We start from the raw sequence: 17990 nt of genomic DNA, 5'->3' as shown, positions 1-17990 counted from the left end.
GGGGAGCGGCGTGAGGCAGCGATGGGCCCGATCGACTCATAGCGAGGCCGCGAAACTGTCGTGGAATGCGGGGGAATCCACGATCTCGCGATGGGTCACGCCGGGGATCACGGTGACCTGCTCGACCCGGCGCGAGTAGCGACCCCAATCGACGTGGTTGAGGCCGCGCTCCACCGACCGGCCGGCGAGCCAGACGCGGATCGGGCAATCGAAGCCCCGGGCCTTGTAGCGGCGATAGAGCAGCGTGTTGTCGACGAAGGTCCAGAGTTCGTATTCCTTGCTGCCGACACCCGGCCCGTCGAGGGGCAGCGGATCGGGGGCCGCCGCCACATAGGCGAGGAACTGCTCGGTCAGTTCCGGGTCCATGCGCCGGAACAGATCCTCCCAATCGGCCCGCATCGGCGAGCGTTCGAGCCAGGCCGCGACGCCGTCCTGAAGGCGGCGGCGACGCTCCGGAATCAGCACCGGCAGGGCGCCGACGGCGAAGCTCACGTCGATGTCGCAGACGTCGAGCATGCCGACGAAGGTGAGGTCGATGCGGGAGTCCAGCATCCGGGCCGCCTCGTAGGCGAGCACCCCGCCCCAGGACCAGCCGAGCATCGCGCAGGGTCGCCCGGCGCTCTCCTTCTCGATGATCTCCGCGTAGCGGGCGGCGATGTCCTCCACCGAGACCACGCTCTTGCGCGCATCGGTGAGCGAATAGCAGACGAAGCCGGTGACCGGCTGGTCCGGCCCGAGGCGGCGCACCAGCGGCGCGTATTCGCGCGTGTTCACCATCAGGCCGGGGAAGCAATACAGCATCGGCCGCTCGCCGGTCGCGCGCAGGCGCACCACCTGCGCGGTGCCGACCGCGTCGGCGATGAGCGCCGCCGCCAGGGTCTCGACGCTCTGGTTGTTGAAGATGTCGGCGATGGTCGGGCTGCGGTCCGGGAAGGCCGCGCCGAGGGCGGTGAGCACGCGCAGGGCGGTGAGCGAGTTCGCCCCGGCCTCAAAGAAGTTTCGATCGGGCGGGATGGCGGGGAGGCCGAGGGCCTCGGCCCAGATCGCGGCGACGATGGTCTCGGTGGGATCGAGCGGGCGCAGCGCCCCGCCCGTCGCCTCCGCCAGCGGCTCGGGCTCCGGCAGGGCGGCGCGGTCGAGCTTGCCGTTGGGCGTCAGCGGCAGGCGCGCCAGCGCCACGATCCGGCTCGGCACCATGTAATCCGGCAGCCGACGGGCCAGATCCGCACGGATCGCGGACGGGTCGAGCGCCGCCCCGGGCGCCGCCACCGCATAGGCCACCAGCATCGGCCCGGCCGGACCCCGGCGCAGGCTCGCCGCCGCCCCCGCGACGGTCTCCTGCGCCAGCAGCGCCGCCTCGACCTCGCCGAGTTCGATCCGGAACCCGCGCAGCTTCACCTGCGCGTCGGCCCGGCCGAGATAGTCCACCGTGCCGTCCGCCCGCCAGCGCGCCAGATCCCCGGTCCGGTAGAGCCGCCCGCCGGGCCGGCCCGACAACTCCGGGAACGGATCGGGGATGAACCGGTCCGCGCTCTGGCCCGGCTGGCCGAGATAGCCGCGCGCCAGACCGTCGCCGCCGAGATGCAGTTCCCCGGTGACCCCCACCGGCACCGGCTGCAGCGCCGCGTCGAGGATGTAGGCCCGGCGCTCGCCCACCGCCCGGCCGATCGGGGCATAGGCCCCCTCCACCGCGGCCCCGGCCTGCGCCCGCCAGACCAGCGGCGAGATCACCGTCTCGGTCGGGCCGTAGCCGTTGATCAGCAGCGTCGGATCGAGGGCACGGCCGATCAGCGCGAAGCTCTCGCGCGACAAAGCCTCGCCGCCGAAAGCGTAGGAGCGCCGCGTCGGGCGCGGGCCGGTTGCCGCCTCGAGGGCGAGCTGGTGCATGTAGGCGGTGGGGAAGCCCGCATGGGTGACGCCGTGACGCTCCATCGCGTCCAGCGCCTCGCGCGGGGTCCACAGCCCGTCCGGCTTGAGCACGACGCAGCCGCCGAAGGCCAGCGGCACCATCCAGCGCTCCTGCGCCCCGTCGAAGCTCATCGACAGGACGTGGAGCTCGCGGGTGTGGTGGCTGGTGCCGTAGACAGCGCCGGTGGCGCGCACGTGCCGCGCCAGGGGGCCGTGTGCCACGGCGACGCCCTTCGGGGCTCCGGTCGAGCCCGAAGTGTAGATGACGTAGGCGAGCTGGTCCGGATGGGGGATGCGGGCCGGGGCGCTCGCGGGCTCGGACGACAGGTCGAGGGTATCGAGGTCGAGTCTCGCGAGATCGCCCCGTCCGGCCTCGTCCGCCAAACCGTCGAGGGCCGTGCCCTGGGTGAGCAGCAGGCGGGCCCCGGCATCGCGCAGCAGGGCGGCGAGGCGCGGCCGCGGCTGGGCGGGGTCGAGGGGCAGGAAGGCGCCGCCGGCCCGGAGGATGGCGAGGAAGGCGGCGATCTGGTCGGGTCCGCGTGGCAGGGCGACGGCGACCACGGTCTCGGGGCCAATGCCGTCGCGGATCAGGCGATGGGCGAGGCGGTTGGCGGCCCGGTCGAGTTCGCCGAACGAAGTGGTGCGGGGACCGCAGATCACCGCCGGGGCGTCGGGATCGGCGAGAGCCGCCGCGCCGATCAGACCCGGCACCAGCGCATCCGACAGCGGCATCCCGTCCGCATACGGCGCCGACAAAGCCGCCAGCGCCGACGCGCTCACAAGGGGAAGCGTGTCGACGCGGCGACTCGCATCCTCCACCGCCCCGCGCAGCAGGGTGAGGAAGCCGTCGCGCATCCGCTCCATGGTCTCCCGCTGGAACAGATCGCTCGCGTAGCCGAAGGAGCCGCGCAACGCCCCGCCGGCCGCCGTCACCGTCTCCAGCACGAGATCGAACTGGACGTTGCCGGTTCCCCGTCCGAAGGGCGAGACGACGAGGCCGCCGACCTCGAACCGGGCCGGCCCCTCGACGCGGTGACTGTGCATCACCTGGACGACGGGGGTGTGGCTCACGGTCCGCCGGGTCTGGAGCGCCTCCACCAGCCGCTCGAAGGGCAGATCCTGATGCCCCTGCGCATCCACCATGGCGTCGCGCACGGCGCGCACGTGATCGAGGACGGTCGCGCCCGGATCGACCAGCACCCGGATCGCCAGCGTGTTCACGAACAGGCCGACCAGCCCCTCCGTCTCGGGACGGTTGCGGTTGGCGACGGGGATGCCGATGCGCAGGTCGGCCTCGCCGGTATAGCGCCGGAGCACCAGGGCCAGGATGGCGAAGAGGACCATGGCGGTGGTGGCGCCGGCCTGCCGTGCCAGGGCTTCGAGCCGGGCCGCGACATCGGCATCGAACGCGATATCGACGGCCGCTCCACGGAAGCTCTGCACCGCCGGGCGCGGCCGGTCCGCCGGCAACGGGATCACGGTCTCCGTCGCCCCGAGGCGTTCGCGCCACCAACCGAGCTGGCGGTCGAGCTCGCCCGCTTCCAGCCAATCGCGCTGCCAGCGGGCGTAATCGGCATAGGCGATGGGGAGCGGCGGCAGGCCGGCGGCCTCGCCCTCCGCATAGACCCGCATCAGATCGGCGAGCAGGATCTCCACCGAGCGGCCGTCGGCGACGAGGTGGTGCAGGGTCAGGAGGAGAACGTGGCGCTCGGCCTCCATTCGGACCAGCACGGCCCGGAGCAGTGGCGGACGAGCCAGATCGAAGGGCCGCCGCGCCTCCTCGCGGGACAGCGCGGCGAGGCGTTCCTCACGCGAAGCCGCGTCGTCGAACGAGACCTGCCGCAGATGTCCCACGACGAGGCTTTCCGTGACGGCCTCCACGCGGTCGTTCTCGCCCGTCCTGAACCCCGTCCGCAGGGCCGGATGCCGCTGCACCAGGGCGTCGAAGGCCCGCACCAGGGCATCGCCGTCGAGCGGCCCGACGAGGTCGAGCCCGCCCGCGATATGGAGCAGGGCCGCATCGCCCCCCATCCGCCCGATGAGCCACAGACGCTCTTGCGCGTAGGACAGGGGTGCGACCGTCTCGGCGCCGTGATCCTCGTCGCCGGCCACGATCGGCAGGCGCGAGAAATCGATGCCGCGCGAGGCCAGGGCTTCGAGGAAGAGCCGGCGCTTGTCGGCGGGAAGCCGGCCGAAGCGGCGGCTGAGATCGGCAGCTTGATCGGGAACTCGGGCTGTCACTCAGGCCTCCAGATCGGCGAGGAGGGCGTCCATGTCGGACAGGTCGTCGGCCTCGTCCCGGCCATCGCCCGCCCTGTCTCCCGCCCCTTCGGCTGCCGTCACGGCGAGGGCGTAGGCGCGGAGCGTCGGCGCTTCGAACAGGGCGCGGATCGGCACGGTGACGCCGAGACGCTGCTTCACGCGCATGGCGAGCTGCGCGGCGGTGAGGGAATGGCCGCCGAGGCCGAAGAAGTCGTCGTCACGTCCGACCGCGTCGACCTCCAGCACCTCGCACCAGATGGAAGCCAGGGCGGTCTCGGTCGCGCCCTCCGGGGCGGCCGAACCCTGCGACGGCGCCAGCGGTGCGGGCAGTGCGCGCAGGTCGAGCTTGCCGTTCGGCGTCAGAGGCAGGGACGGGACGGCGACGATATGAGCCGGCACCATGTGGCTCGGTAGCCGGCGAAGGAGAGCGTCGCGCAGGGTCGCGTCCGGTACGCCCTCCCCGGTGACATAGGCGACCAGCTGGGTGTCGCCGGCCGTCCCGCGCAGCACGATCGCGGCATCGACGATCCCGGCCTGCGCCCGCAGGGCGGCGGCGATCTCGCCGGTCTCGATGCGGAACCCGCGCAGCTTCACCTGCCCGTCGGCGCGCCCGAGATAGGCCAGCGTCCCGTCCGGCCGTCGCACGGCGAGATCGCCGCTGCGGTAGAGGCGTCCGCCCGGCGGCCCGAACGGGTCCGGCACGAAGCGCTCGGCGGTCAGGGAGGGCCGTCCGAGATAGCCCTGCGCCAGACCGGCGCCGCCGACATGAAGCTCGCCCGCCACCCCATCGGGGACCGGATCGAGGGACGCGTCGAGCAGGTGCAGGGTGAGGTCGGGCAGCGCCTCGCCGATGGGACTATCGGCCCCCGCTGCATCGACGGCGACGAGGGGCCGGTAGGTCACGTGAACCGTCGTCTCGGTGATGCCGTACATGTTCACGAGGCGCGGGGCGGCATCGCCGAAATGCGCGAACCACGGTTTTAGCCCAGCGACATCGAGGGCTTCCCCGCCGAACACGACGTGGCGCAAGGCGAGGCCCCTGGGCCGGGCGAGAGCGGCCTGCATCAATGGCCGGAAGGCGGACGGCGTCTGGTTCAGCACCGTGACGCCCTCGCGGACGAGAAGGTCGAGGAACGCATCCGCCGCTCTCGCCACGTCGCGCGGCACCACGACGAGGCGTCCGCCGTGGCAGAGCGCGCCGAAGATCTCCCAGACCGAGAAGTCGAACCCGTAGGCGTGAAACAGGGTCCAGACATCGTCCTGGGCAAAGCCGAAATCGGCCTGGGTGGTGGTCAGGAGCCGCGCCGCGTTGGCGTGGGTGACGACGACGCCCTTCGGCTGGCCGGTGGAGCCCGACGTGTAGATCACATAGGCCGGCTGCTCCGGGTGAGGGGCGGGAGGCAGGGGCGTGTCCCCGTCCTCCGTCACTCCTCCGCCGTCGAGCAGGATCGGCTCGGGGCCGCCCTCCGGCAGGCCGGCGGCGAGACCCGCCATGGCGAGCACGTGCCGGGCACCGGAATCGGCGAGCATGAAGCCCAGGCGATCGACCGGATAGCTCGGATCGAGCGGAACGTAGCCGGCTCCACTCTTCAGGATCGCCAGGATCCCGACGACGAGGGAGATCGAGCGCTCGGCGCAGAGACCGACGAGATCGCCCGGCCGCACGCCGTCACGGACGAGACGTCGGGCGACCTGCGCGGCCCGCGCCTCGATCTCGGCATAGGTCGCCGTCCCACCCTCGCAGGTGACGGCGACCGCGTCGGGGCGACGCCTCGCCTGCTCGGCAATCCTGATGTGGATCGCCGGCGCGACGGGTGAGGGTCGGAGCGCGGCGGCTCGGTTTCGTGCCCGGGCGAACTCCTCCGGCATCACCAGCGTGAGCGCGTCCAGGGGCTCGCCGGGCGCGTCCATCAGCGCGTCGAGGACATGCAGCAGATGTGCGGCGAGGCGATGAACCTCGTCGGCGGCGATCCGGGCCCGATCGACGCTCCAGGTGAGGCGCGGGCTGCCGTCGAGGAGCAGCGACAGGGTCAAGGGGACGTCGGTGGCCTCCAGCGTCGACACCGGGCCGAATTCCAGCCCGCCGAGGCTGCGGTCCCGGACGACGGCGTCGAGGGGATAATTCTCGACGACGAGGAGGCTGTCGAAGAGCGGCTGCCCGCTCCGCCCGGCCCAGGCCTGGATCTCGGCGAGGGCGGCGAGATCGTTGTCGCGCAAGGCGGCCGCCTCGCCTTGCAGCCGGCGCAGCCAATCCGAGACCGATAGGTGCCGGGCGAGGGTGACGCAGCGCGGCACCGTGTTGATGAACAGGCCGAGCACCTCGTGCATCCCGCCGTCTTCCGGCGGCCGGCCCGATCCGGTGATTCCGAACGCCACGGTCGAGCGCCCGGTGAACCGGCCCAGGGTCAGCGCCCATGCCGCCTCGAACACCGTGTTCAGCGTCACCGTCTCGCGTCGGGCGAAAGCCTGGAGACGGTCCGCGCGGGTCTCGCCGAGCGCCGTGTCGATGGCGATGTGCCCGCTCGCTCCCGCCGCGCCGGACAAGGCCGGAGCGATCAGGCTCGGCTCGTCGAGCGGTGCCAGGGCCTCGCGCCAGAACCGCTCGTCGGCTCCGCGGTCGACCCGCGACAGCCGGATGAGATGGTCGCGGAACAACCGGGACGGCGGCGCGATCGTCTCGCCGGCATAGTGGCGCAGCACCTCGGAGATCAGGCGGGCATTGCTCCATCCGTCGAGGAGGAGATGGTGACAGGTCCAGATCAGCTGGTGCCGGTCCTGGCCGAGCGCGACGATGAGCAGGCGCATCAGCGGCGGGCGGGAGAGGTCGAAGCCCCTGGCTCGCTCGGCCTGCGCGATCGTGTCGAGATCCGCGTCGACCGCGTCCGACAGGTCGAGGCACGTCACCGGCAGGTCCGCCGAGGCGTGGACGCACTGGAGCGGAGCGTCGAGGTCGCCGGTCCAGAGGACGCTCGTGCGCAGGATCGGGTGGCGCGCGACGGCCGCCCGCCAGGCCGCCGCGAAACGCTCGGGATCGAGGCCGCGAAGGGTGACGCCGAGCTGGTTGACGTAGAGGCCGGACTCAGGCGCGGCGAGCGCATGGAACAGGATGCCGCCCTGGGTCGGGGTCAGCGGGTAGACGTCCTCCGCGTTCCGCAGGTCGAGGCCGTCGATACTATCCTGGGTCAGTGCGGCGAGGGGGAAGTCCGAGGGCGTCGCGCCCCCGGCTGAAGGGTCAAGGCCGTGCGCGGCGAGGCCGCCGAGTTCGCGTCTCAGGGCGTCCGCGAGGCGATCGATGGCGGAGGCCTCGAAGCGCGCGCCGCCATAGCCGAGCCGCAGGGTGAGCGCGCCGTTCCGCAGGAAGCTGTCGACGACGAGTTCGGACCCCAAGGGAGCGGCGGGATCCGCCGACAGCCGCATCGCCTCGGCATCGAGGCTGAACAGGGCGCCGGCATCGATGTCGCCGACATCGCCGAGATGGTTGAAGGTGAGGTCCGGCCAGGACAGGGCGGAGAGGCGCGCCTGCTCGGATGGTGTGCCGAGGCTGCGCAGGACGGAGAAGCCCGCCCCGTCTCCGGGAACGCCGCGCACCGCTTCCTTCGTCGACTTCAGATCGCGCGGGAGATCGCCCGAGAGCGTGAGATGGACGGGAACCAGGGTGGTGAACCAGCCGATGGTCCGGTCGAGGGGGAGGCTCGCGGCCTCACCGTCGCGGCCATGACGCTCCAGCGTCACGCCCAGTCTCCCCTGCCCCGCCCATGCGGCCACGGCGCGGGCGAGGCCGGACAGAATCACCTCGTCGAGCCGCATCCGATAGGCTTTGCGCAGGCGATCGAGGCCGGCCACGGCCGAGGCGTCGAGGGTCAGATTGGTCGCCCGGGCGTGACGCTGATCGCGCGCTGCGTCGGGATGGTCGACGGGGAGCCGGGCGACCGGGCCGGAGAGGGCCGCCGCCCAGGCCTCGCCCTGGCCGCCGATCTCATCCGCGTGATCCCGCAGGCGATGGGCCCAGGCCCGGAACGGCGTCGCGGGCGCGAGCCCCGCTGCGTCGCCGCGATAGAGCCGGTCGAGATCGGAGACGAGGATGCGCCACGAGACGGCATCCACCACCAGATGGTGGGCGGTGAGAAGCAGGCGCTGGCGCCCGCCGGGCAGGGTCGCGAGAACCGCCGCGAAGACACGCCCGTCGGTGAGATCGAGGCTGCGCTCGGCGACGAGGAAGCAGGCCCGCGCCTCGTCGTCGCTCTCCACCGCGACCGTCGAGAGCGGCTCGGGGAGGCGGTCGGGCGAGACCGGCTCCTGAATCCAGGCCCCGTTCGCATCCCGGCCGAACGCGTAGCGCAGCGCTTCGTGATGGGCGACGAGCGCCGTCAGCGCCGCGCCGAGGCGAGTGGCGTCGAGGGTGCCGCGCGCATCGAGTTCGAGGGACTGGTTCCAATGGTCCCGGCGCGGCATCGCTTGTTCGAAGAACCAGTGCTGGATCGGAGTGAGCGGAGCGGGGCCTTCCGGCACGGCAACCGTCGTCGCCGTAGCATCGAGCGGCGCGATGGCGCGAGCGAGCGCCGCGACGGTCTGATGCTCGAAGATCTGGCGCGGCGTCGCGGCAAAGCCGGCCTCGCGCAGACGGGCGACGATCTGGAGGCTGAGGATCGAGTCGCCGCCGGCCTCGAAGAAGTTTCGATCCGGCGGGATGGCGGGGAGGCCGAGGGCTTCGGCCCAGATCGCGGCGACGATGGTCTCGGTGGGATCGAGCGGGCGCAGCGCCCCGCCTCCCGTCTCCGCCGGCGGCTCGGGCTCCGGCAGGGCGGCGCGGTCGAGCTTGCCGTTGGGCGTTAGCGGAAGACGGTCCAGCGCCACGATCCGGCTCGGCACCATGTAATCCGGCAGCCGACGGGCCAGATCCGCCCGGATCGCGGACGGGTCGAGCGCCGCCCCGGGCGCCGCCACCGCATAAGCCACCAGCATCGGCCCGGCCGGTCCCCGGCGCAGGCTCGCCGCCGCCCCCGCCACCGTCTCCTGCGCCAGCAGCGCCGCCTCGACCTCGCCGAGTTCGATCCGGAACCCGCGCAGCTTCACCTGCGCGTCGGCCCGGCCGAGATATTCCACCGTGCCGTCCGCCCGCCAGCGCGCCAGGTCCCCGGTCCGATACAGACGCCCGCCGGGCCGGCCCGACAGCTCAGGGAACGGATCGGGGATGAACCGGTCCGCACTCTGGCCCGGCTGGCCGAGATAGCCGCGCGCCAGACCGTCGCCGCCCAGATGCAGTTCCCCGGTGACCCCCACCGGCACCGGCTGCAGCGCCGCGTCGAGGATGTAGGCCCGGCGCTCGCCCACCGCCCGGCCGATCGGGGCATAGGCCCCCTCCACCGCGGCCCCGGCCTGCGCCCGCCAGACCAGCGGCGAGATCACCGTCTCGGTCGGGCCGTAGCCGTTGATCAGCAGCGTCGGATCGAGCGCACGGCCGATCAGCGCGAAGCTCTCGCGCGACAAAGCCTCGCCGCCGAAAGCGTAGGAGCGCCGCGTCGGGCGCGGGCCGGTTGCCGCCTCGAGGGCGAGCTGGTGCATGTAGGCGGTGGGGAAGCCCGCATGGGTGACGCCGTGACGCTCCATCGCGTCGAGGGCCTCGCGCGGGGTCCACAGCCCGTCCGGCTTGAGCACGACGCAGCCGCCGAAGGCCAGCGGCACCATCCAGCGCTCCTGCGCCCCGTCGAAGCTCATCGACAGGACGTGGAGCTCGCGGGTGTGGCGGCTGGTGCCGTAGACGGCGCCGGTGGCGCGCACGTGCCGGGCAAGGGGGCCGTGCGCCACGGCGACGCCCTTCGGGGCGCCGGTCGAGCCCGAGGTGTAGATGACGTAGGCGAGCTGGTCCGGATGGGGGATGCGGGACGGGGCGCTCGCGGGCTCGGACGACAGGTCGAGGGTATCGAGGTCGAGACTGGTGAGATCGCCCAGCCCGGCCTCGTTCGCCAAACCGTCGAGGGCCGTGCCCTGGGTGAGGAGCAGGCGGGCCCCGGCATCGCGCAGCAGGGCGGCGAGGCGAGGCCGCGGCTGGGCGGGGTCGAGGGGCAGGAAGGCGCCGCCGGCCCGGAGGATGGCGAGGAAGGCGGCGATCTGGTCGGGGCCGCGCGACAGGGCGACCGCGACCACGGTCTCGGGGCCGACGCTAGCGCGGATCAGGCGATGGGCGAGGCGGTTGGCGGCCCGGTCGAGTTCGCCGAACGAGGTGGTGCGGGGACCGCAGATCACCGCCGGGGCGTCGGGATCGGCGAAAGCCGCCTCGCCGATCAGCTCCGGCACAAGCGCATCCGACAGCGGCATCCCGTCCGGATACGGCGCCGACAAAGCCGCCAGCGCCGACGCGCTCACAAGGGGAAGCGTGTCGACGCGATCGGCCGGAATGCCGGTGAGGCCGTCGAGAAGGGCGAGGTAACCCCGCTCGAACCCGGCGATGGCGGCCTTGTCGAACAGGGCCTCGGAATAAGCGAAGGTGGCCGACAGGCTCCCGCCCGTCTCCGCCACTTCCAGCACGAGGTCGTAGGCCGGGGTGCCGGTATCGCGGCCGAACGCCTCCAGCGTCAGGCCGGCGGCCTCGCCGAACGCGCCGAGCGCCGCCGGCTGCTGACTGATCATCACGCGGGCGAGCGGCGCCCGGCCCGGAATGCGCTCCGGCTGAAGCGCCTCCACCAGTCGCTCGAAGGGCAGGTCCTGATGCGCCAGCGCGTCGGTGAGCGCCGTCCATGTCCGGCTCACGACATCGCAGCCGGGCAAGGCCGGATCGATGGTCAGGGGCAGAACCAGCGTATTCACGAACACGCCGACGAGATGCTCGACGCCCGGCAGGTGGCGACCCGCCACCGGCATCGCGATGCGCAGGGCCCGGCTGTCGCCGTAGCGGTGGAGGAACAGGGCGAAGGCGCTGAGCAGGATCGCGAAGGGCGACGTGCCGGTCTCGCCCGCGAGGGCCGCGACCCGGCGGCTCGTGTCCTCGCCGATCGGGAATCCATGCCGGTGAACGCGATCGGGGATTCCTGCAGTTCTGCGCCGGTCGGTGAGGGACAGGTCGGGTTCGGCATCGCCGAGGCGTTCGCGCCACCAGGCGAGATCGGCCTGCATCGCCTCGGCGCGTGTGGCGCTCGCCTGCCAGGCGGCGAGATCGGCGGGCTGGATCGTGAGCGGGGCCAGATCGGCCGGCCGGCCCTCGGTCTCCGCCCGGTACAGAGCCGGCCATTCGCGCAGGATCACCGCCATGGACCAGCCATCTGAGACGATGTGGTGCAGGGTGACGAGGAGGACGTGATGGACCTCCTCGAGCCGGACCAGGGCGAAGCGCGCGAGGGCTCCGCCGGCGCGCGTAAGGGGCCGCTCGGCCTCCTCTCGGCAGAGGTCGGTGAACCGCCCGTCGCGGGAATCCGCGGGGACGCCCGTCAGGTCGATGTCGGCTAAGGGTAATATGTAGCCGGCTTCTATTTTCTGCTCGGCGCGGCCATCGGGTTGGCGTTGCAGATGCGTGCGGAAGGCGTCGTGCCGTGCGACCAGGGCATCGAGGCTGCGCTTAAGGGCGCTCCGGTCGAGGGATCCGCGCAGGTGAATCCCACCGGCGATGTGGTGACACTCGTCGTCGCCGAACTCGGCCTCGAACCAGAGGCGCTCCTGCGCCGGCGACAGGGGCAAGGCCGCCTCGCGTGAGGCCGGCGGGATGAAGATGGCTTTGGTGCCGGCCGCGATCTCGGCGCCCACCGCGTCGGCGAAGGCTCCGAGCCTTGGATGAGCGAACAGGGTCTGCGGCGGGATCGCGACGCCGAGGGAGGTGCGAAGCTCCGTGAGCATGCGAATGGCCCCGATCGAATTGCCGCCCAGCGCGAAGAAATGGCTGTCGCGGGTCAGATCCCGGCGGTCGAGAAGGGCGGACCAGATCGCTGCGACGCGCCCGTCGAGCGCGCTCATGGGAGAGGTTCGGGCGAGCGTCGGTGCCGCCTCGGCATCGACGCGGCGGCCATCCTCCACCACCGCATAGGCGTCGAGGGTGCCGGCCTCCCAGCCGCGCCGCGCGGCACCGCGCTGGATCTTCCCGCTCGAGGTACGCGGCAGGCCGCCGGGATTGAGGAGAACGACGACGCGAGCGGTCTCGAGGAAGGCGTCGGCGACGGCCTCGGATACCAGGGCGGCGAGCGCCTCGGGCGCGGCGAGCTTCTGGACGGTCCGAGAGATCTCCACCGCGACGCCGATGCCCTCGCTTCCGTCACGGTCGATGGAGAAGGCGGCGATGCGCCCCTGGCGCAGGATGTCGACATTCCGTTCGACGACCCGCTCCACGTCCTGCGGGTAGACGTTCTGGCCGCGCAGGATGATGAGGTCCTTCTCGCGGCCAACGAGGAAGAGACGGCCTCGGAGCAGGAAGCCGAGGTCTCCGGTCCTTAGGCTCCGGACTCCGTGCCGCTCGACGAAGGCGGCCGCCGTCGCCTCCGGGTTGCGCCAATAGCCCTGGGCGAGGCTGGGGCCGGACACCACCACCTCGCCGATTTGGCCCTCCGGCAGGCTGGCCCCGTCCGGACCGGCGATGTGAAGGGGATGATCCGGCTGCGCGAAGCCGCAATCCACCAGTCGCGTGCCCGCCGCCGCCGCCGCGGCACGGCCTTCGGCGAGGATGGCGGGATCGAGGTCGAGGGAGCGCATGCCCTCGCCCCGCTCGCCGGCGGTGAGGAACAACGTCGCCTCCGCCAGGCCGTAGGACGGCCTCAGCGCGCGGATGTCGAAACCGGCGGGAGCGACATGCGCGGCGAAATCCGCCATGGTCGAGGCGCGGACCATCTCGGAGCCCGAGAAGGCGATCTGCCAGCTCGACAGGTCGAGCCGCGCGACGGTCTCGGCATCGACCCTGTCCTGACACAGGCGGAACGCGAAATCGGGACCGCCGCTCACCGTCCCACGATAGCGGTGGATGGCTTCCAGCCAGCGCGCCGGGCGGCCGAGGAAGTGCTTGGGCGACATCAGGACGCCCAGGATGCCCGTGTAGATCGGCTGCAGCATGCCGCCGATCAGACCCATGTCGTGATAGAGCGGCAGCCAGCTCACCATGACGTCGTCGGGGCGAAACCCGAACCCGTTCCGGATCAGGAGCTCGTTGGCCACGAGGTTGGCGTGACTGACGATCACGCCCTTCGGTGCCGCCGTCGAGCCCGACGTGTATTGCAGGAAGGCCACCGTCTCCGGGGACGGCGCGGTCTCGATCCAGCCGAAATCCTCTGAGCCGATATCCTCCACCGGCACGACCGCGCCGGGACGGGCCGATGCGGCGAGCATCGCCTGGACGGAATCCGCGTCGCCGCGATGGACGAGGACGATGGCCGGCTCGGCATCCCCGATGATGGCGGCGATACGCGCCTGGTGCTGCGCCCGGCGCGGCTCGGGCGGGAAGACCGGGACGGCGATTAGCCCGGCATAGAGGCAGCCGAAGAACCCCGCGACGTAGTCGAGCCCGGTATCGAGCAGCAGGCAGACCCGGTCGCCGGGGCTCGCCGACCGCCGCAGCCGCGCGGCGATGGCCCGCGCCCGCGCGTGGAGGTCCGCATAGGTGACGGTGACCTCGCCCAGGGACGGGTCGTCCAGGAACTGGAGGGCCGGGACGGTGCCGTGCGTCTCCGCGAGCCAGCGCAGGTGGCTGACGAGGTCGGATGCGGGCGGAACCGCCAGCGGCGCGCGCGGAAGACCGTCGGTCATCGGATGTCCTGGGGATGTCATCGAAACGGGGGCGCGATGGTCAGGCGCGGGCTTCGCCGTCGAGGGCGCGGCGCAGGCTCAGGGGCCGCATGTCGGTCCAGACCGTCTCGATATGGGCGAGGCAGGCGGCACGGGGACCGGAGAAGCCGATGGCGCTCCACCCGGCCGGAACCGGGCGGTGGGCGGGCCAGACCGAGTATTGCTCCTCGCCGTTGATCACGACGAGGAACGTCGCTTCGCTGTCGTCGATAGCCATGGCGTCGTGCTCCGCGAATGGGCCGGTGTCGAAGCTCAAGACGGTGGCGGCGCGCCGAAATTTAGCGGTGGCGCACAGTTTTTCGCGGCGGCTCCTAAATCCGTCCCCCGCCCGAACGTCCCTTTGCCTGACGGCTGCCGGCGGAACGCGCGTTTGCCCGGCGCGACTCGGCCCGGCACAGGAATGGAGGTTCGGTGATGACGGAATCCTACGACCCCTCGGAGACCTCCTTCCCCTCGCGCGGACTGTTCCGGGACGAGGCCCCGATGCGCGGGGACGAGGACGACGCCCCGGTCTACGATGCGCTCGGCGTCGGCTTCGGGCCGTCGAACCTGTCGCTCGCCATCGCCCTCGACGAAGCTGGACGGCGCAGGGGGCACCAGCCGCGCGTGCGCTTCCTCGAGCGCCAAGGCGAGTTCGTCTGGCATGGCGGGATGCTGCTGCCCGATAGCGGCATGCAGATCTCCTTCCTGAAGGACCTCGTCACCCTGCGCGACCCGACGAGCCCCTACACCTTCGTCAACTACCTCCACGTCCATGGAAGGCTGATCGACTACATCAACCGCAAGTCGTTCTTCCCCAGCCGGATCGAGTTCAACGCCTATCTGCGCTGGGTCGCCGGGCATTTCGCCGATCGCTGCGACTACGGCGACACGGTGCTGGCCGTGGAGCCGGAGGGACGCGGCGACGCCATCCGCCACCTCCTCGTCCATTCGCGCACGGCCGATGGCCGCGAGCAGAGGAGGCGGACCCGCGCCGTCATCCTCGCGACGGGCGGCGAGCCGCGCATCCTGCCGGTCTTCGACAAGCTGCAGGGGAGCGCCCGGATCTTCCATTCCTCGCGCTACCTGTCGCGGATCGACGGCGTTCCGTTGCCAACCGATTCCGCGCGCCGGCCGCGCATCGCCGTCATCGGCGCCGGGCAGACCGCGGCCGAGCTCTTCCTCGACCTCCAGAGCCGCATCCCGAATGCGGACGTCTCGATGATCTTCCGCGGCCAGGCGCTGAAGCCCGCCGACGACAGCCCGTTCGTCAACGAGATCTTCAACCCGGACTTCACCGACTTCGTCTACGGCCAGCCCGAGACCCATCGCCGGGCCATCATCGACGAGTTCCGCGGCACCAACTACTCGGTGATCGACACCGACCTGCTGACGCGGATCTTCGACCTCCTCTACCAGCAGAAGGTCTGCGGCGCGCATCGCCATGCCCTGAGGCCGAGGACCACCGTCGTCGGGGCCGTGGAGGAAGCCGGCGCGGTCGTCCTCGAAACCCTGGATGCCGCCACCGGCCTCACCGCGCGGGAGCCCTACGACGCCGTGATCCTGGCCACGGGCTATCGCCGCGACCGCCTCGAGACCATCATGCCGGCACTCACCCCGCACCTCACCGACGGCACCATCGGGCGCGATTACCGCCTCGCCACCCGCCCCGGCTTCGAGGCCGCCATCTACCTCCAGGGATTCAGCGAGCCGACCCACGGCCTGAGCGATACCCTCTTGTCGATCCTGGTCATGCGAGGGCATGAGATCGCGCAATCGCTCCTCGCCGACCGGCAGAGGGCCAGTGCGCGGGCCTGACGCGGCCCTCGCTCGAGCGGCATGGCGAATGGTGCAACGTCGAACGGGCGAACGATGTCCTTGAGTCGAGCCGAATCCCGGAGCCGAGCCGAATCCCGGAGCCGAGCCGATGCGGGACCAGCACGGGATGCCGGCTCGGACGAGGCGGTCTACAGCCTCGATCGCGTCGCGTTCTCTGTGCCCGGACGCGTGCTGCTGCAGCCGCTGAGCCTGACCATCCCAGCCGGACGGGTCATCGGCCTCATCGGCCATAACGGATCGGGCAAATCGACCCTGATCAAGCTGCTCGGCCGCCAGCAGGCCCCGAGCGCCGGACGCATCCTGTTCCGGGGCGCGCCGATCGGGCATCTCGGCGACCGGGCCTTCGCCCGCGAGGTCGCCTACCTGCCGCAGACGACGCCGCAGGCGCCGGGCATGCTGGTCCGGGAACTCGTCGCCCTGGGCCGCTATCCCTGGCACGGCGCGCTCGGCCGGATGGGCTCGGCCGACCGCGACGCCGTCGCCGAGGCGATGCGACTCACCACGGTGACGCCCTTCGCCGAGCGCATGGTCGACAGCCTCTCCGGCGGCGAGCGCCAGCGCGTCTGGCTCGCCATGCTGGTGGCGCAGAAGGCCCGCTGCCTCCTCCTCGACGAGCCCATCGCCGCCCTCGATGTCGCCCACCAGATCGAGGTGCTCTCCCTCGTCCGCCAGCTCTCGCAGGAGCGCGGCCTCACCGTCATCGTCGTCCTGCACGACGTGAACATGGCGGCGCGGACCTGCGACGACCTCATCGCCCTACATGGCGGACGCCTGATCGCGCGCGGCACGCCCGCCGAGATCGTGACGCCGGCGGGGCTGGAGGCGATCTACGGCGTGCGCATGGGGGTCTTCCCCCACCCCCGGACCGGCATGGCCCTGAGCTACCTCGACTGACCCGAACCCGCCCCGCGTCTCATGCGTTGGCCCGGACCAGCAGGGAGCCACGCATGTCCGAGACGACGAGAACGCCCGAACCGGCCGGGACGAACGAGAACCCGGCCGCGTCCTCCGACGACCGGCGACAGGACGGGACGTCCGGCGAGCCGGAGCGCAACGGCGCCGCCACCGGCCCCAAGGACGGCGTGACCGGCGCGGTTCGGGAAGTTCCGGAGGAGCCGGGCGACCGCCCCGGCACCGAAGCCGAGGAGGGCCGGAGATGAGCGCGCAGGATTCCACGCCCGAGGCGCTCGTGACGGTGACGCTGACGGAGCCCAGGGACAAGGCCTATTGGGCGCGCTACTTCCAGACCCCGAGCGAAGAGGTCGAAGCCGCGGTGGCGGAAGTCGGCCACGATCCCGCCAAGGTGGCGGAACGGCTGGGCAAGTCCTGGCCGTTCGAGGGCAGCGGGATCGTTTGAGATGGGATGGGCTGCCCTGGGGGCGGCCATCGGATGCGGGCTGGTGCGTGGACGGGTGTCTGTCCGCGATCCGTTGCGGAAGGTCGGAAGGGCCCGGTCCAGGCTAAAGTCCTCCGACTGGGACGGGTGGTTTCCTGCCCGTCCGGTTCTGGACGGCAGATGCATCGAAGTGGATATAGCTGCGGGGCCACTCACGATCCTTTGCAGACCTTCAGCAATGATGGCTAGATATTGTGCACGACGCGCGACCAATCCGTTCCCCCCATGCCGGATCAAACCCCAACTGGCATTGTATTCTCTCCGTGGCCTACGGATGTCGAGAGCGACGACTTATGGCTTGGAAGATTGAGTTTTGATGTCGGGACCCCGCTAGTTATCTTTGCAAAAGACAATATCAGCTACTCTTTGCCGTCCACGAACCCAAACCACGACCACAGCTTAGAAGCAGATTTCGTTTCAACAGACAAGAAAGCCGTAATACGATTTGCATTCCAGGGCGTAATTGCATTCCGCATGCTGGATGAGAACGGCCTTTTGGAATTATGGGAAGCTTCGAATTCTGATCCTCGTTCAGCTAAAACAACTTTCAGAGCGCGGGGGCACAAATGGTCGGATGAGAGTTTCCTTGTTTTCATGGCAGGAGGTTCTGAACAGCGTTCAAGTTATTTCATCGCAACAGAAGCGCACTGCCTTGAGGTCGTTTGTGATGCGGAACCTAGCGTGACAAATATCGGTCCGGCACTTGTCTCGCACGCTGAACCGAAGGACTGATACCCACCCCGAGCCGAAATTGCCGGACGGCCGACGAATGACCGCTTGTTGGAAGCGCCTATGGCGAACCAAGCGACCGGGTCGGGTCGCATGCGGAACGTCCGCTCCGGGCTGGGCAGCC

8 protein-coding genes are annotated in these 17990 nt (G+C 71.1%); 5 read left to right on the top strand and 3 right to left on the bottom strand.

Annotated elements, in window-relative coordinates:
- Nucleotides 1-36 precede the first annotated feature (36 nt).
- From A3OK_RS0118860 to A3OK_RS0118850, 3 genes are read right to left on the bottom strand one after another with little or no spacing between them, the layout of a single operon-like run.
- The gene (locus A3OK_RS0118860; protein WP_019906456.1) at nt 37-4149 is read right to left on the bottom strand and encodes a non-ribosomal peptide synthetase; all 4113 of its coding nucleotides are present in this window, start codon (nt 4147-4149) and stop codon (nt 37-39) included.
- Nucleotides 4150-13884 carry a non-ribosomal peptide synthetase gene (locus tag A3OK_RS0118855; protein ID WP_019906455.1) on the bottom strand — a complete coding sequence of 3245 codons (9735 nt, stop codon included), beginning with the start codon at nt 13882-13884 and terminating at the stop codon, nt 4150-4152.
- Nucleotides 13885-13924: 40 nt separating this feature from the next.
- Entirely contained in the window at nt 13925-14140 is a 216-nt protein-coding gene (locus tag A3OK_RS0118850) for an MbtH family NRPS accessory protein (protein WP_019906454.1), read from the bottom strand.
- A 197-nt stretch (nt 14141-14337) separates the two neighbouring features.
- Between A3OK_RS0118850 and A3OK_RS0118845 the strand changes: the two genes are divergently transcribed.
- From A3OK_RS0118845 to A3OK_RS24185, 5 genes are all read left to right on the top strand, one after another.
- On the top strand, nt 14338-15720 hold the full coding sequence (locus A3OK_RS0118845) for a lysine N(6)-hydroxylase/L-ornithine N(5)-oxygenase family protein (protein ID WP_019906453.1): 1383 nt from the start codon (nt 14338-14340) through the stop codon (nt 15718-15720).
- A gap of 54 nt (nt 15721-15774) precedes the next feature.
- Nucleotides 15775-16635 (top strand): ATP-binding cassette domain-containing protein, encoded by an 861-nt coding sequence (locus A3OK_RS0118840; protein WP_019906452.1) that lies wholly within the window; start codon nt 15775-15777, stop codon nt 16633-16635.
- A 53-nt stretch (nt 16636-16688) separates the two neighbouring features.
- Nucleotides 16689-16901, top strand: a complete 213-nt coding sequence (locus A3OK_RS0118835; protein WP_019906451.1) for a hypothetical protein — start codon at nt 16689-16691, stop codon at nt 16899-16901.
- The gene (locus A3OK_RS0118830; RefSeq protein WP_019906450.1) at nt 16898-17098 is read left to right on the top strand and encodes a DUF3606 domain-containing protein; all 201 of its coding nucleotides are present in this window, start codon (nt 16898-16900) and stop codon (nt 17096-17098) included. Before A3OK_RS0118835 ends, A3OK_RS0118830 begins: the two co-directional genes overlap by 4 nt.
- Nucleotides 17099-17362: 264 nt before the next feature.
- Nucleotides 17363-17869: a hypothetical protein gene (locus A3OK_RS24185; protein ID WP_155912071.1), complete on the top strand. Its 507-nt coding sequence runs from the start codon at nt 17363-17365 to the stop codon at nt 17867-17869.
- Nucleotides 17870-17990 lie beyond the last annotated feature (121 nt).

Origin of the sequence: Methylobacterium sp. 77 (assembly GCF_000372825.1) — a bacterium.
Classification (GTDB): domain Bacteria; phylum Pseudomonadota; class Alphaproteobacteria; order Rhizobiales; family Beijerinckiaceae; genus Methylobacterium.
The sequence above is the reverse complement of the archived record's forward strand: the minus strand, read 5'-3'. Positions and strand labels throughout refer to the sequence as shown.

What these genes read in the sequence shown, in the direction of transcription:
- A3OK_RS0118850 (WP_019906454.1), bottom strand. Translation starts at nt 14,140, where the DNA reads ATGGCTATCGACGACAGCGAAGCGACGTTCCTCGTCGTGATCAACGGC.
- A3OK_RS24185 (WP_155912071.1), top strand. Translation starts at nt 17,363, where the DNA reads ATGCCGGATCAAACCCCAACTGGCATTGTATTCTCTCCGTGGCCTACG.
- A3OK_RS0118845 (WP_019906453.1), top strand. Translation starts at nt 14,338, where the DNA reads ATGACGGAATCCTACGACCCCTCGGAGACCTCCTTCCCCTCGCGCGGA.
- A3OK_RS0118840 (WP_019906452.1), top strand. Translation starts at nt 15,775, where the DNA reads ATGTCCTTGAGTCGAGCCGAATCCCGGAGCCGAGCCGAATCCCGGAGC.
- A3OK_RS0118855 (WP_019906455.1), bottom strand. Translation starts at nt 13,884, where the DNA reads ATGACCGACGGTCTTCCGCGCGCGCCGCTGGCGGTTCCGCCCGCATCC.
- A3OK_RS0118830 (WP_019906450.1), top strand. Translation starts at nt 16,898, where the DNA reads ATGAGCGCGCAGGATTCCACGCCCGAGGCGCTCGTGACGGTGACGCTG.
- A3OK_RS0118835 (WP_019906451.1), top strand. Translation starts at nt 16,689, where the DNA reads ATGTCCGAGACGACGAGAACGCCCGAACCGGCCGGGACGAACGAGAAC.